The organism is Winogradskyella algicola (assembly GCF_005869935.1).
In the GTDB taxonomy this organism is placed as follows: domain Bacteria; phylum Bacteroidota; class Bacteroidia; order Flavobacteriales; family Flavobacteriaceae; genus Winogradskyella; species Winogradskyella algicola.
The window spans coordinates 76,565-91,628 of the sequence record NZ_SZQF01000007.1 but is presented as its reverse complement, the minus strand read 5'-3'; the positions used below and the strand labels follow the sequence as shown (position 1 = coordinate 91,628).

At 33.2% G+C, this 15,064-nt stretch carries 15 protein-coding genes; 2 read left to right on the top strand and 13 right to left on the bottom strand.

Features of this window, described 5'->3' with window-relative positions:
• Window positions 1-18: 18 nt before the first annotated feature.
• The 10 genes from FC091_RS11580 to mnmE all read right to left on the bottom strand — a co-directional run bounded on the left by FC091_RS11580 (window position 19) and on the right by mnmE (window position 9,141).
• Complete coding sequence (locus tag FC091_RS11580; protein WP_138434438.1) at window positions 19-1,272, bottom strand: ApeA N-terminal domain 1-containing protein; 1,254 nt, start codon at window positions 1,270-1,272, stop codon at window positions 19-21.
• 3 nt (window positions 1,273-1,275) lie between these two features.
• On the bottom strand, window positions 1,276-1,608 hold the full coding sequence (locus FC091_RS11575; protein WP_171032515.1) for a helix-turn-helix domain-containing protein: 333 nt from the start codon (window positions 1,606-1,608) through the stop codon (window positions 1,276-1,278).
• Window positions 1,609-1,738: 130 nt separating this feature from the next.
• Window positions 1,739-3,490 carry a DUF3987 domain-containing protein gene (locus tag FC091_RS11570; RefSeq protein ID WP_013622773.1) on the bottom strand — a complete coding sequence of 584 codons (1,752 nt, stop codon included), beginning with the start codon at window positions 3,488-3,490 and terminating at the stop codon, window positions 1,739-1,741.
• A complete protein-coding gene (locus tag FC091_RS11565) occupies window positions 3,487-4,395 on the bottom strand; it encodes a BT4734/BF3469 family protein (protein WP_013622772.1) in 909 nt (302 codons plus the stop codon). The genes FC091_RS11570 and FC091_RS11565 overlap by 4 nt, the downstream gene beginning before the upstream one ends.
• The gene (locus FC091_RS11560) at window positions 4,382-4,678 is read right to left on the bottom strand and encodes a helix-turn-helix domain-containing protein (RefSeq protein WP_013622771.1); all 297 of its coding nucleotides are present in this window, start codon (window positions 4,676-4,678) and stop codon (window positions 4,382-4,384) included. The genes FC091_RS11565 and FC091_RS11560 overlap by 14 nt, the downstream gene beginning before the upstream one ends.
• Window positions 4,675-4,977: a helix-turn-helix domain-containing protein gene (locus tag FC091_RS11555; protein ID WP_013622770.1), complete on the bottom strand. Its 303-nt coding sequence runs from the start codon at window positions 4,975-4,977 to the stop codon at window positions 4,675-4,677. Before FC091_RS11555 ends, FC091_RS11560 begins: the two co-directional genes overlap by 4 nt.
• A 156-nt stretch (window positions 4,978-5,133) precedes the next feature.
• Window positions 5,134-6,081 (bottom strand): DUF6617 family protein, encoded by a 948-nt coding sequence (locus tag FC091_RS11550; protein ID WP_013622769.1) that lies wholly within the window; start codon window positions 6,079-6,081, stop codon window positions 5,134-5,136.
• Entirely contained in the window at window positions 6,081-7,175 is a 1,095-nt protein-coding gene (locus tag FC091_RS11545) for a site-specific integrase (RefSeq protein ID WP_013622768.1), read from the bottom strand. Before FC091_RS11545 ends, FC091_RS11550 begins: the two co-directional genes overlap by 1 nt.
• Window positions 7,176-7,182: 7 nt before the next feature.
• Entirely contained in the window at window positions 7,183-7,548 is a 366-nt protein-coding gene (locus FC091_RS11540; protein ID WP_013622767.1) for a helix-turn-helix domain-containing protein, read from the bottom strand.
• Between the two features lie 207 nt (window positions 7,549-7,755).
• Window positions 7,756-9,141, bottom strand: coding sequence for a tRNA uridine-5-carboxymethylaminomethyl(34) synthesis GTPase MnmE (gene mnmE, locus FC091_RS11535; protein WP_138434437.1), 1,386 nt, complete (start codon window positions 9,139-9,141; stop codon window positions 7,756-7,758).
• A gap of 148 nt (window positions 9,142-9,289) precedes the next feature.
• Between mnmE and FC091_RS11530 the strand changes: the two genes are divergently transcribed.
• Window positions 9,290-10,444: a TlpA disulfide reductase family protein gene (locus tag FC091_RS11530; protein WP_171032514.1), complete on the top strand. Its 1,155-nt coding sequence runs from the start codon at window positions 9,290-9,292 to the stop codon at window positions 10,442-10,444.
• A gap of 51 nt (window positions 10,445-10,495) precedes the next feature.
• Here FC091_RS11530 and FC091_RS11525 read toward each other — a convergent pair whose 3' ends face one another.
• Entirely contained in the window at window positions 10,496-11,149 is a 654-nt protein-coding gene (locus tag FC091_RS11525; protein WP_138434435.1) for a rhomboid family intramembrane serine protease, read from the bottom strand.
• 58 nt (window positions 11,150-11,207) lie between these two features.
• Here FC091_RS11525 and FC091_RS11520 point away from each other — a divergent pair, with 58 nt between their 5' ends.
• The gene (locus FC091_RS11520; protein WP_138434434.1) at window positions 11,208-12,101 is read left to right on the top strand and encodes a lysophospholipid acyltransferase family protein; all 894 of its coding nucleotides are present in this window, start codon (window positions 11,208-11,210) and stop codon (window positions 12,099-12,101) included.
• Window positions 12,102-12,109: 8 nt separating this feature from the next.
• On the opposite strand, the gene FC091_RS11515 is transcribed toward FC091_RS11520, so the two are convergent.
• Together FC091_RS11515 and glmM are read right to left on the bottom strand one after the other, a co-directional pair.
• Window positions 12,110-13,615: an aminotransferase class V-fold PLP-dependent enzyme gene (locus FC091_RS11515; RefSeq protein WP_138434433.1), complete on the bottom strand. Its 1,506-nt coding sequence runs from the start codon at window positions 13,613-13,615 to the stop codon at window positions 12,110-12,112.
• Window positions 13,616-13,627: 12 nt separating this feature from the next.
• A complete protein-coding gene (gene glmM / locus FC091_RS11510; protein ID WP_138434432.1) occupies window positions 13,628-15,016 on the bottom strand; it encodes a phosphoglucosamine mutase in 1,389 nt (462 codons plus the stop codon).
• Window positions 15,017-15,064: the final 48 nt, after the last annotated feature.

The window sequence follows — 15,064 nt, the reverse complement described above, 5'->3', positions numbered from 1 at the left end:
TGAAATTATATTGTAATTTTACATAGAAGGTTGAACTTTATTATTGTTATCAACTAATAAATCTTTGTTTAGTAGTCTATTTACAGACTGCATATCTTGGTATGTAGATTTAGCACGCTCTATTATTTTTTCAATAATTTTATCAGAAACTTCCATTTGTTTCACCAAGCCTAAACCAACCAAATAATCTAATAAAAAGGATATATACAATAGTTCAAACTGTGAAAAAATATTGTTTTTTGTTTTAGTGCGATGTATTAAATAATCTCGATGACGAACAATCTTTGATACATATGTTTTAATATCATCTTCTGGAATATTAGTTATATCGACTAATAATTGCTTTTGTTCTAATAAATCTTTGGCAAAAGATGAGTTCTTAATCTTATTACCAAATTTCAAACTATAAGCCTCGAAAGCTGTATAGGAATTTGTAAATCGCCTACTATGACTCGTTTTAACCGAGAGTAAATTTTCGATAATAATATCAGCACAATAACTTATGCCTTCATTGTTATACCAATGCTTAATTATATTGGACAAATCATCTTTAATAGTATCATAGTCAAGCGCTATAAAACCAGATATGTTTTCTTTGTTGAAATCATCCTTGTAATATAACGAAGCCCAATTACCACAGCTTAAACATTTAAAATTAAAAGATTTAAATTGTACAGACTTACCGTATAAAAAATGAAATAATTTTTGAAATGAATTATATAAATCTATACTCTCAAGAATACTCAATTTTTTTTCTGATATAAAATCGACATATCCAACATTGTCCATTCTAAAAAAGTCGTGGTTAGAAGTATATGATGTTGATTTTGTGATTTTAATAGATAAGTCTTTAGTAATATTCGTATTGTGGACTACGTCATCCTCTTTTTCAAGTTTGTCTTCTAAAGAATTATACCAATGCATTTTTCTAACCCAACTCACTATTGCTAAATTGTCAATTTGAAATTCATTAATTTTCAAACCTATAGGTTCAATTAAATGATATGCACAAGCAAACGTATATTTAGGCTTATAAGTTTTAGTCTCTACTATTCCATTGCTACTGTTTTTAATCTTGCAGTTTACAAAAGTTAAATAGCCTAAACCTGTAAAAACCCCATAAATTAACTCTATTTGATAGGCAGGTAATCTTTCTGACAAATTGGTCGTTATGTGCACTTCATCATTAATTAACTCTAATACACAAAAGCACTTATTATCCTCTGCAGATTTAAACCATACCTCGCCATAATATTTATTCTCTTTAAACATAAATTACTTTAAATCCTTACCCTTTTTAACAATCTTACTAATTTTTTCTTCAGCTATTTTGAGGATTTCCGTACTCTCTTTTTCATTTTTGAGCATTAGTACAATTTGTTCGGACATCCATAGCTTAATTAATTCGTTTTCGTCTTGTTTTAATGCTTTAGCGAATGCAACTACTTGTTCGCGTCTTGCCATCCGATTTCCTCGTTCTATTTTGCTTAAATAGGCAACGTCCATATTTAGGTTTGCAGCCATTTCTCTTAATAGCAAATTGCGGTTTTCACGCAATGAGCGTATGTACTCTCCAAACTCCATAATAGAATTATTTAGACTTGTCAAATTTTGTCTAATTTAAGTAAAGGAAACTAAAGGAAAAGAAAAAGATATTAGTAGTTATTAACAGATAATGAGGATATTAAGGATTTGAGGAAGTCATTTAATCATATCCCTAAATCCTTAAAATCCTTAACTACGGCTTTGCAGGATTTGAGTAGTTATTGTGTGCTTCTCTGTGTATTAATCCTGCTTCTACAAATTTGGTAATATATCCTTCTGCGGTTTTATGTGGGATGTTCTGTTTTGTGGCTAAATCTAAATACACTTGTCTGATAAATTGTTTTGGTAAACTTTCTAAAAAGCGTTCTTTTCTATTTGAACGTTTTGTTGCTTTCTGCTCTATTGGTAAATCATTAAATACTTTACTACTGTGCTTCACTAAAATTGAAATTATGGTTATAGCGTTCTCAAAATCTATATCCTCACATTCTTTAGTTCCATTTACATCACCATCTTCCATAATGCGGAATGCTGTGAATAGCATCATTACCCTAAATGCAATTAAGCCTAATCTCCTTATTGTTGCAATATACTCTTCGGGTTGTAGGTTGATGTATTTGGTCTGTAAGGATTCAAAAAAGGTATTGAATTGCTGTTGTTGAGTTGTGGTTAATCGTATTTCAATCTCTGGATTGTTTTTTAGCGTTTTGTACAGTTCTAAAAACTCACTACCTAATTGGTTATAGTAATCATCTAAACCTACTTTATTGCTATTTTGAAACACGTTTTTCCAAGTTGGTTTTATATTCATATAGTAAAACATAAAGCGACTAAATAAGCCATTTTCTGCATTGGGTATTAGAGTCGCCACTTGTTTAGGTGTACCTGATAATACTGTTGATAAACAGGGTTTTTCAATATCTACGTATTCTCTATCCGTTCTGCGATAATAGCTTATAGTTTCGTGATGAAAGGCTTTCCGAAAACCATCGGAATAATTACCATAATCGCTTTTAAAGGCTTGTGCTAACGTATCGCCTTCGGTTTCAAAAATTAATCCTCTGCCTTTATTATCAGAAATTAATTGATATACGCCTGTTACACTATTGTTAGCAGGAATGAATAGCATTCGCTCTGGCGGTTTACTCGGTTTTTCTAAGTTTTCATCTTTGCCTTTGTTCATATTGTAAGTAGCGGTTTCTGATTGAAATTGCTGCTTTAATACTTTGGCTTGTTCTCGTTTTAATTTGTGAACGGGCTCTACCAAATTTTTAATTTGGTTAAGCCTTCCTTTTCCTGCAGAAGCAGGTGCGGTTACAAATAAATATAAGTTGCTGAATACTTTACGTTGGTCATAGATTCCGAAGAGTTTAGGAAAGCACGCACTAAATGCTGTTAATGCGCCTAACAATAAAATGTCCTTTTCTTCCTGTCCATTAGCAGGGTTTACAACTTGTTGTAAAAACTGTGGCAAATTCTCATATACCGTTTCTGGTATTGTAGGCATTGCTTGGTTGGGTGTATCGACAACAGTTACAACGTTTGTTGCAACTTCGTTGTTATACTGTTGTTTAGTCGGTTTTATACCTGACTGATGTGTGTAATGGTAAAAGGTAGCAATTGTAATTCCGTGTCCTTTTGCGTTTAAGCATTTATCGAATTGTGCATCACACTCTTTAGCATCGTAACCTGCATAATTTTTACTTATTCGGTGGAAATAATCTCTTCCTGTTTCTCTGTATTCTTCTGCTAAAGCAAAGCCTAAATCTCTCCAAGTGGCATAACTTCCTGTTATGTCTGTACCTGATTGCTCGATTGCTGAAATGTAGGATTCAATGTCGTTATCAGCAACAGCAACAACATTAGTTGTTGCTGTGTTGCTTTTTGGTTTTGTTGGCTCTTTAGGAACTTCTAACCAATCTTTTGGGTTAAATATTTTAGTCATAATGCTTGATGTCTTTTATGTAAAAAGGCTGTTGGGTCATATGGTAAAAAACACGCTCTGGAAACGTCTTTACCTGACTGGTCAACCTCAATGTTATAATTGTGTTTAATGTAATTTGCTACTGCTGTGAAATATTCTGAATGCGATACTTCTGAAATATCTATTCTAATAATCCATTTTAGGCCATCGCCAGATGGTGATATGAATAGCATTTCGGTTTCAAAATATTCATCATTTAAGAGCTGTGTTCTTAACTCTTGTAGATTCTCTAAATGGTCAAAATCAATGGTTAATAAATTAGAATGCTTTAGCAAATTGTTATCGCTTCGTTTTTCAAATGTTCCTGAAAGTGTTACGTAATCAAAGCGATTCGCTTTGAATTTACGTGCTTCTTTTACATTGGTAATTGCTCTTAATTCTTCAGTAATCTTTTTGTATTTATTACTTGTGATTAATGCAAATACTTGATGTAATCGCAAGGTTTCCGAAGGAAACACATTGCGAACAGGTGCTTTAAAAAAGCTACAGTTGGCATACCACGTATCGTCTGGTTCATTAAGCCATTCCAATTCGTCTTTTTCCTTGACTTCTAAATTTAGATGTAGCTCTTGATTTATCTTCTGGTACAAATCTTCTTCATCGGTTATTCTAAAATGATATTGTGCAAAATCGAATACATCACCTTTAAAGGCTTCTAATTCTGTATCTCGATGTGTTGCTATAATACCATCAATATGAATCCGTAAGGTTTCTTTACCACCATTAAAAGGGTTTCGAGTTATCCCACAGTCCCTTCCTTTTACAGAAAGGACTGTTTGATTAGGATAATACTGTCTCAACACATAGGCATAGATTTTTAAACCATAATGTGTTTTGTCTAAAATTGCTTCTCTACTTATTTCCATCTTGCTTGAAATTATGGTTGTAGTAGTTGTCTTGAAGCAATTGCTCTATGTCAGCAACTTTATAGTAAAATTTACCTTTTACTTTGCTGTAAGGCAAAGTGCCATTGGTTCTTAAAGTTTGTAGCGTTCGCTTACTTATATGTAAGGTCTGCAATACATCTTGATTGTCTATCCACGTATCTTTTAATACTTCTGCTCTCGATTGTCGTAACAATTCGATACGTGCTTTAATGTCCTTTATTTCTTGAGAGAGCGTTAAGAGTAAATCGATTATTTCAGTCATAACTTCACCGCTCCTTTCTTAATAAGGTAATCGGCAGCTTGCTGTTCGATTTCGTCTCTTGAGTTCATACGGTTACGCAGTAACCAATGGTCTAACTCTTCTCTTTGGAAATAAATCTTTTTACCATTCGGTTTATAATGTGGAATGGTTCCCGTACTTGTGAGTTTATACAAGTGCGATTGGGATAATTCTAAATACTTGCAAGTTTCATTAAAGTTTAATACTTGCTTTTGCATTGTTTGTTGCTCTAATAAGAGTTTTTCAATGCGGTCTAACTTTTCGATGATATTTGTGTCCATCGTTTATTTTGTTTTAAATAAATGAGGACATCTGGCCAAATGTCATTCTTGGTTTTCAAGAACAGGACAAAGGTTGAAAATTGGCTTCCCGATTTTAGTAAGAGTGTAAAACAAGGGTAAGACAACAGTAAGGTTTCTTACTATTCTTACTGTTTTTTATTGCAGTTGTTGGATGATTTTATCTATTTCTTCCTTTTCTTTTGGGTTGTGAATTTTGTTTTTGTGAAGATTATTCGCCTTTAATAGCGTACCTGTTTTAGTAATAAATTTTCCAGAACGTTCTATTGAGGTAGGATTGAAACCATTAAAAAATGGTTTAAGTTTTGTTACAAGGTAACTAAACTGTGTAGTTTCGCATTGAAGATAAATTTGCGATTCTGTATTTGCAAAATCTTTTGCTAATAACAATTGGTGCAAATGTTCAACAGTTGTGCGGTTATCTAACAAATCGATTTTTAGATTTACTTGTTTAAGTACAGTTAGCAAAGTTGAAGTGTCATTACTTTTATATCCAAAAGAAGTCTTGGGTGTTGCTTTCGTTTTTGATGTTTTTTTGGTAGCAACTTTTTTAGTGGTGTTCTTTTCTATTAAGCTAACATCAAAAGTTTCATCATTAAAGTATTTTTCTGCAATTTCAGAAATTGAGAATTTTGTATTTTCCGAAAATTGTCCGTATTGCTCTTGTAGTTCAGCATACAACCTTATTACAGATACTTTTAAGTAGTTTATGATATAATTGTCATCATTATTTAAATCTGTTGTTATACCTCTTTTATTGATATAAGTTGCAATGTCATTTAAGTACTTATCAAATTTATTAAGTAGAATGGTATAGCTGTATTTATTTTCTGGTGTAGTTGCATTTTTCGGAAATTCCTTTACAAATGATGCTACTGTATTTTCTGTTTCATTAATTATTAGCTTTTGATAGTATTCTTTTTTCGCATTTAAAGGCTTTTTAAAGTTTACTTTAAAAACTGCGTTATTAGCTTTTTGGTTCAATTTAAAATCAGACAATAAGTATTTAAAATCCTTTTCCTGTCTATTATCTCTATGTAAGCCATTGGTTATAGAAACCAAACTTGAAAATATACTTCCTTTCATTATAAATCCAGTTGAATACGGTTAGCAGCTTCTTTCTTTTTATCGTCAATTACTTTGGCATATATCTGTGTAGTTCGTAACTCTTTATGACCTAATAATTTTGATACAGTATATATGTCTGTACCCAAAGTTAATTGTAAGGTAGCGTAGGTATGACGCGCACAATGAAACGTAATAGTTTTAGTAATACCTGCCTTCATCATCCATTGTTGTAATTTTAAATTAGACCAGGCACTATAATGTAAGCCATCAAATACTTTATCGTCTGGATTACCTTTTTCTCCTAATAGATTTCTTGCTTGGTCTGATATTGGTAAGGTTTCGACACCTTTAGTTTTCTTTTGTCTAAATCGGATATAATATCCCATTTCTTTTGAGTGCTGGATTTCTGACCATATCAGTTTTTCAATATCTGACCAACGTAATCCGGTTAAAGCTGAAAAAATAAAAGCATTCTTTAAGATAGGCAGTTCACATTCTGTATTAACTGCTTTTTGTAATTCATCAAGCGTTAAAAATTCTCGTTGAGGTTCTCCTTGTTTAAAATACTCTACACCATTTGCAGGATTTACTTTTAAAATTCCATCCTTGACCGCCTGTTTTAATGCCGCTGAAAATTTACCATAATACGAATATTTTGAATTTTGAGACAATTGCTTACCTGCTCTACCTATTGCTTCTTTATCTAAATACTCTTTGAAACGCTCAACAAACGATTTGTCTATATCTTGAAAACTAACATCTGTTGGACAAAACTTTTTTAAATGTTTTAGCATACTATTCCAATTACCATAATTGCCAGAGCTTGTATTTTTCTTTTCTGCTAAAGCTGTGATATAAGTAATAAAACTACCTTTTAGCTTTTCAATATCTTGAAAGCCATAAATACCATTTTGAATTTCTATTTGTCGCTGTGCACATATAGTTTCAGCCAATTGTTTGGTTTTCTTATTAACCTCTCTTTCAGTTTTGGTTTTAGGATTAGGTGTAAGGTATAAGCGTAAGTATTCTGTTTTACGTTTGCCTTTATGATAGTAATCTAAATACAGACTTATTTTGTCGTTCTTCTTGCGTTGTCTTAATGTTACTTTCATAATGGAATTAATTAAAAAGGTTTTCTATTTGCCATCTGGCCACAATACGCTTTCTACCAAAAGGAACTGCTTTTAAACGTCCTTGTTGAATCATTCTTTGAATGGTCCATCTACTCACGCCAATCAGTTGTGAGGCTTCTGTTACGCTTAAAAAATCTTTGTTATTTACAGCATTAGGATTGCGAACTTCAACAACTTGTTTTTGCTGTTGCATATCTTCAGTAAGAGTAGCTTGAATTTTTTCTTGACGTTTGCGTGCCTTATAAGCTCTTTTTGCACAAGTATCGCCACAGTATTTAGTAACTGTTGTACGTGCTGTAAATGCATTACCGCAATGCTTACAAGTTTTAGGAATGAATAAATTACTGCTCATAAATGGTGCTTTATGTAGCGTAATGGTGCAACGTGGTGCATCATTTCGCCAATATCTTCGCCAACAGAAATGGGCAACAATTCTATATTTCAGGCAACAGATATACAACAAATTTAATCAAAAAAGAGCAAATAAACAACAAATAAAAGAAGATAAAACACTATAAAGTCAACAATAATAAGGGATTAACAAATAAAAGAAAGTAAGTTACTTCCCGATACAAAAATTTGCAAAAATATTGCCTAGTAAGTCATCATTGGTTATCTCACCCGTAATTTCACCAAAATGATACAAGGCTTGTCTTATATCAATGGCTAATAAATCACCTGACAAACCTGTTTCTAAACCATGTTGCACTTTTTGAATTTCTTCAAAAGCTTTTAATAAGGCATCATAATGACGTGTGTTTGTAACTATGGTTTCATTATTACGTAAAGCACCTGTATTAATTAAATTTAATAAAGAGTTAGTTAATTGCTCAACACCAAACCCTGTTTTTGCAGAAAGTAATAAAACATCTGCGATAGTAGAATTAATCTTTGCCAATTGTATGTCATCCAAGCGATCAATCTTATTGGCAATAACCAATAATGGTTTTTGAGGATATTTATTTCTGATTTTTTCAATTTCTATCCTCACATCCTCAAGTGTATCTATAGCCTTACTTGCATCAAAAAGATAAATTGTTACTTGAGATTGTTCTATCTTTTCAAAGGTCTTTTTAATACCTATACTTTCAACAATATCCTCTGTTTCTCGTATACCTGCAGTATCAATAAAACGAAAACCTATACCTCCAATGGAGATTTCATCTTCAATAGTATCTCTAGTTGTACCTGCGATTTCAGAAACAATAGCACGATCTTCGTTTAAAAGTGCATTTAACAATGTAGATTTGCCAACATTTGGTTCGCCTACAATCGCCACAGGAATACCATTTTTAATGACGTTACCAACTGCAAAAGAATCAATTAGTCGTTTCAATACAAAAGTGATACGCTCAATAAGTGCTTTAAACTGTGTTCGGTCTGCAAACTCAACATCTTCTTCGGCAAAGTCTAACTCTAATTCAATTAAAGACGCAAAGTTTAAAAGTTCTTCGCGTAGCTTAGCAATTTCAGAAGAAAAACCACCACGCATTTGTTGCATGGCAATTTGGTGTGATGCTTCATTATCACTGCTTATTAAATCAGCTACAGCCTCTGCCTGACTTAAATCTAATTTACCATTTAAAAAGGCACGCAAGGTAAACTCACCAGCATTTGCCATTCTACATCCTTGTCGCAAAAATAATTGAATGATTTCTTGTTGAATATATTGCGAACCATGACAAGACACTTCGATAACATCCTCACCAGTATACGAATTAGGGTTTTTAAATACAGAAACTAATACTTCATCTAGAGTTTTATTCCCATCAACAATATGTCCTAAATGAATTGTATGAGTAGATTGATTACTAAGATTCTTACCAGAAACAGATTTAAATGATGAAGAAGCTATTTTAATAGCATCTTTACCTGATAATCTTATAACAGCAATGGCACCACTGCCAGAAGGTGTTGCCAAAGCCACAATGGTATCGTTATGCATAGTCATTTGCTTTGTTACAAAAGTATTGCAAAAATATGGGATTCTTAAAAGGTTAAAAGTTCTATTTAAGATTTAATTCACATTGAAATACTAGAATAATTACCCTATGTTATTATATTTGCTATTGCAAAAATTGAAAATGACTGAAATGAAAAGAATACTGATTTTATTAGTTATCGGAATTACTATAGCAAGCTGTAATCAACGAAACACAAATGAATATCTTATAAATGGTAATGCTGAAGGTGTACATAATGGTATAAGAATTCGTCTTGCTCAAATTGATGAAAAAGGACAGCAAATCATTAAAGACTCTGCTGTTGTAATGGATGGAAAATTTACTATCAAAGGTAATGTCGAGGAACCTGGAATATATTTTTTATCTGCGGATGGAAGCCCAGGAAATGTGGTATTTATGTTAGAGAATAGTGATATAACTATAGATTTTAACAAAGATATTCCTATGGAGTCCAAGGTTACAGGTTCTGAGTCTAACAAGAGTTATGAAGACTTTCAAAACGGTATGATGGCATTTAAGGAAGAAGGTGAAGCTATTATGAGCAAGTTTAGAGAACTTGGACAAGAACCTGCACCAAAGCAAAGAGATTCCATTGGTAAAGTCATGGAAGCGTTAAGGGAAAGACAAAGAGCATATCCACTTCAGTTTGTACAAGAAAACAGTAATAGTTTCTTTAGTTTAAACCTTATTCAACTAGAATCTAGTAGAGCTGGTTTTGATATTCTAAAATACAAAGAAGCATATGAAAGTTTCCCAGAAGATTTAAAAGAGTCTAAACGAGGACAAGTTGTAAAACAAAAGCTAGATGAGTTGTACAAGGAGTATGAAAAAACCGCTTACCTAGAAATTGGTAAAATTGCACCAGACTTTGAGTCTCAAACACCAGATGGTGAAACTGTAAGCTTAAATAATCTAAAAGGAAAAGTAACTATAATAGACTTCTGGGCAGCGTGGTGTGGTCCTTGCAGAAGAGAAAATCCTAATGTAGTTAAGGTATATGAGCAGTACCATGATAAAGGATTAGAAATCATTGGTGTATCATTAGATGGTGCCCCAAACCAAAAAGATCCCAAAAAAGCTTGGTTAGCCGCTATTGAAAAAGATGGCTTAAAATGGAATCATGTCTCAAGCTTGATGTACTTTAATGATCCTGTTGCTAGACAATATAACATCACGTCCATACCTGCAACATATATATTAGATGAAGAAGGTAAAATCGTAGCTAAAAATCTTAGAGGCTTTGCATTAGAACGTAAAATAAGACAGTTGCTAGGCAACCCTTAAACTTATAATGATTAATAAGATTTTAAAGCCTGCAAATCGCAGGCTTTTATTTTAGTGTAATTTACCTGTTTTATAAAGTACATAAAGAATAACAATTGGTATTGCCAACAAACCAATGTGTCCCAAATCTGTTTTAAATAAACTTGGCATTAATATTAGCGTAACAGCATAGCCGCCTACCGCACCACCGAAATGCGCATCGTGTCCAATATTTCCGATTCTGTTTTTCATACCGTAGATAGAGTATAATAGATACCCAACTCCAAAAACATAACCTGGTATAGGAATAGGAATAAAAAACATGTACAAACTCATTCCTGGATCTAATAAAATTGCCGAATATAATACTCCAGTAACAGCACCACTAGCACCTACAGCTGTGTACCAAAATTCGTCTTTATGAAAATATAAAGACAATAAATTTCCAAAAATTAGACTCGCAAAATAGATGATTAAAAAATTATAAGTTCCTAGAGGACCTATAACATATCCTGCAAAAAAGTAAAGCGTTATCATATTAAACAATAAATGTGTTGTATCTACATGCAAAAAACCGGAACTAAACATTCTTATTTGCTCACCACGCTTTATACTACCAACGTTAAACTTATACTTTTCAAAAAATAAACGATCATCAAAACCTTTTAAAGACATCACAACATTAGCTGCAATAATTATAATGGTAACAAAATCTAAATTGTACATAAAAAATTTCTATTGAATCAAATATAATATATTTGCGCTTCAGAATGAACTCGCTTTTATGCAACTTATTGCCTACATTATTATTTATCCCTTTTTATGGTTGATATCTATTTTACCATTTAGATTACTCTATGGTCTCTCAGATGTATTATATATTTTTCTTTATAAAATTTTCGGATATAGAAAGTCTACTGTAAAAGAAAACCTTCGTCTAGTATTTCCAAATAAATCCGAAAAGGAGATAGTGACTATTACTAGTCAATTTTATCATCATTTATGCGATATGATTGTAGAGTCAATTAAGTCAATGACAATATCTGAATCTGAAATGAAAAAACGCTACAAGTTTAGTAATGTAGAATTAATAAATGATTTAGGGAACAAACAAAGAAGTATTGTGCTTATGTGTGCTCATTATGGTAGTTGGGAGTGGATTTTTATACTTCAAACATACATTAAACACAAAGGGTACGCTATCTATAAACGCTTAAGAAATAAACACTTCGATAAACTTGTTAAGAGAATTAGAGCCAAATACAACTCACACTTAATTACAACCAAAGAAACATTTACTGTTTTAGCAGAATCAAAGAAAAAAGGCGAACTTACCATTAACGGATTTGCCTCAGATCAATCTCCAAAAGCAAATAAAGCCTTTCACTGGAATACATTTATGGGTATAAAAGTACCGATGCACACTGGTGCAGAAATGCTTGCTAAAAAGCTTGATATGGCTGTGGTATTCTTTAGTGTAAAACGATTAAAAAGGGGATACTATGAAACCACATTTCAGACAATTATAGAAAACCCAAAAGAATATAAGGACTACGAAATCACAGACATCTTCTTTAAACTAGTTGAACAACAAATTTATGAAGCACCGCAATATTATCTGTGGACGCACAAACGCTGGAAACATCGAAATAGAGTTCCAGATAAGTTTAAGGATTAAAAGATTGTTTAATCTAAATTAAACCAACCATCTACATTAGTAGCATTACATGGCTTGTCGATTAAAGACTTATGGATAAATTCATTATTACATCGGGAGTATTCATAATCTTTAGCCCATTCTTGGTGATTTTTGGCTAAGTCAACAATACTATTACAAACATACTCAATCTCTTCATTAGTAGTAGTTGGGTGAATAGACATACGAATCCAACCTGGTTTACGTACCAAATCTCCAATAGAAATCTCGTCGGTAAGTTCTTTAGAGGTTTGCTGGTCTACGTGCAATAAAAAATGTCCATACGTACCAGCACAACTGCATCCTCCACGAGTTTGTATACCAAATCTATCGTTCAGTAATTTTACACCAAGGTTGTAATGCAAATCATCGATATAAAACGAAATAACTCCCAAGCGGTCTTTATGCTGTCCTGCTAGTATGTTTATGTTTGAAATCGGTTGAAGCTTATCAAAAATAATATCTATAAGCTCATGCTCGCGCTCAAGGATATTACTAACTCCCATTTGTTCTTTCAGCTTAATAGATAAGGCTGTTTTTATAGTTTGAAGAAATCCTGGTGTACCACCATCTTCTCTGTCTTCAATATTATCGATGTATTTATGTTCTCCCCAAGGATTTGTCCAACTCACAGTACCTCCTCCCGGACAATCTGGTACCATATTATGGTATAACTTTTTATTGAAAACCAACACGCCAGAAGTTCCTGGTCCTCCTAAAAATTTATGTGGTGAGAAAAATATAGCATCAAGCTGTTCGTCTTCATCTTCTGGATGCATGTTGATGTCTACATAAGGTGCAGAACATGCAAAATCAACAAAACATACACCTCCGTGCTTATGCATAAGCTTAGCTGCTTTGTGATATGGTGTTTGTATGCCTGTAACATTAGACCCACCAACAATAGAGCAAATTTTTAATGTTCTGTCTTTGTACTGTTCTAGTAAGACTTCAAGATGATTTAAACAGAATAAACCGTTATCGTCTGGTGGCACTACTTCTACCTTGGCAATCGTTTCTAGCCATGAGGTTTGATTAGAATGGTGCTCCATATGTGAGATAAAAACAACAGGTCGCATTTCATCTGGCACAGTTGTATAATCTCTTAGGTTTTCAGGGATTTTTAGTCCCAAAATACGTTGAAATTTATTAACCACACCTGTCATTCCATTACCAGTAACAATCAACACATCGTCTTCGTTGGCATTAACATGGTCTTTTATAATATGTTTGGCTTTGTGGTACGCTTTTGTCATGGCTGTACCAGAAACTGTCGTTTCGGTATGCGTGTTGGCCACAAAAGGTCCAAACTCATTGAGTAACTTTTCTTCGATTGGTCTATACAAACGTCCTGAAGCCGTCCAATCTGTATAGATTATTTTTTGTTCACCAAAAGGAGACACAAAGGTTTGGTCTTGACCAACAATATGTTTTCTAAATTGCTCAAAATAAGCTTCAAGCGTTGATGTGTTATGCGTCGTTGCTTCAGAAATCATAATTTAAAGATACTAAATATTAGCGATAGCTTTTATTTCAGCAATAAAACGATCTGCTAAATCATCTGCAGCCTCTTGTGACTGCGCTTCAGTATAAATACGAATTATTGGTTCGGTATTACTCTTTCTGAGGTGTACCCAACTATCGGCAAAATCAATCTTCACACCATCTATGGTTGTTAAAGTTTCATGACTGTAATTGGTTTCCATAGTCTTCAAAATGGCATCAACATCTAATTGTGGTGTTAATTGAATTTTCTTCTTACTCATATAGTAATTTGGATACGTGGCGCGCAATGCACTTACCGAAATTTTCTTCTCTGCTAAAAGGCTTAAAAATAAAGCCACACCTACTAGAGCATCTCTACCGTAATGCAATTCTGGGTAAATAATACCACCATTACCTTCTCCACCAATCACTACGTTATTTTTTTTCATTAATTCTACCACATTTACTTCACCAACAGCACTGGCTTCATAGGTTCCGCCATGCTTTTCGGTAACGTCACGTAAGGCACGTGTAGAACTCATATTACTTACGGTGTTCCCTGGATTTTTACTCAATACATAGTCTGCACAAGCGACTAAAGTATACTCTTCACCAAACATTTCGCCTTTTTCATCCATAAACGCCAAACGATCTACATCTGGATCGACCACGATACCAAAATCGGCATGCTCCTTTACTACAGCTTTTGCTAAATCACCTAAATGCTCCTTTAAAGGTTCTGGATTATGTGGAAAATGACCTGTTGGCTCACAATATAACTTTACAGGCTCAACACCTAAACGCTCTAATAATAATGGAATCGCAATACCACCAGTAGAATTTACACCATCAACTACAACCTTAAAATTTGCGGCTTCAATTGCCTTTTTATTTACTAATGGAAGGTTTAAAACCTCATCGATATGTAAATCGATGTAAGCATCATTTTTAGTAATCTTACCAAGGTCATCCACCTCAGCAAAAGTCATATCATTAGAAGCAGCTATATCTAGAATCTTCTTGCCCTCTACACCATTTAAAAATTCACCTTTATGATTCAATAATTTTAAAGCATTCCATTGTTTTGGGTTATGGCTTGCGGTTAAAATAATACCACCATCTGCATGTTCCATTGGTACAGCCACCTCAACAGTTGGTGTGGTTGATAAGCCTAAATCTATAACATGAATTCCCATACCAACTAAGGTATGCATTACTAAACTCTGAATCATTTCGCCAGAAATACGTGCATCTCTACCAACCACAACTCTGTAGTTGTCTTTATTGCGTTGTTGCTTTAACCAAGTACCGTAAGCTGCTGCAAATTTTACAGCATCAATTGGCGTTAAATTGTCCTCAACAGCACCTCCAATAGTTCCACGAATTCCTGAAATTGATTTAATTAAAGTCATAGATTTTTGATTTTGAGCAAATATAATATCTTAATCCTATTTTGTTAT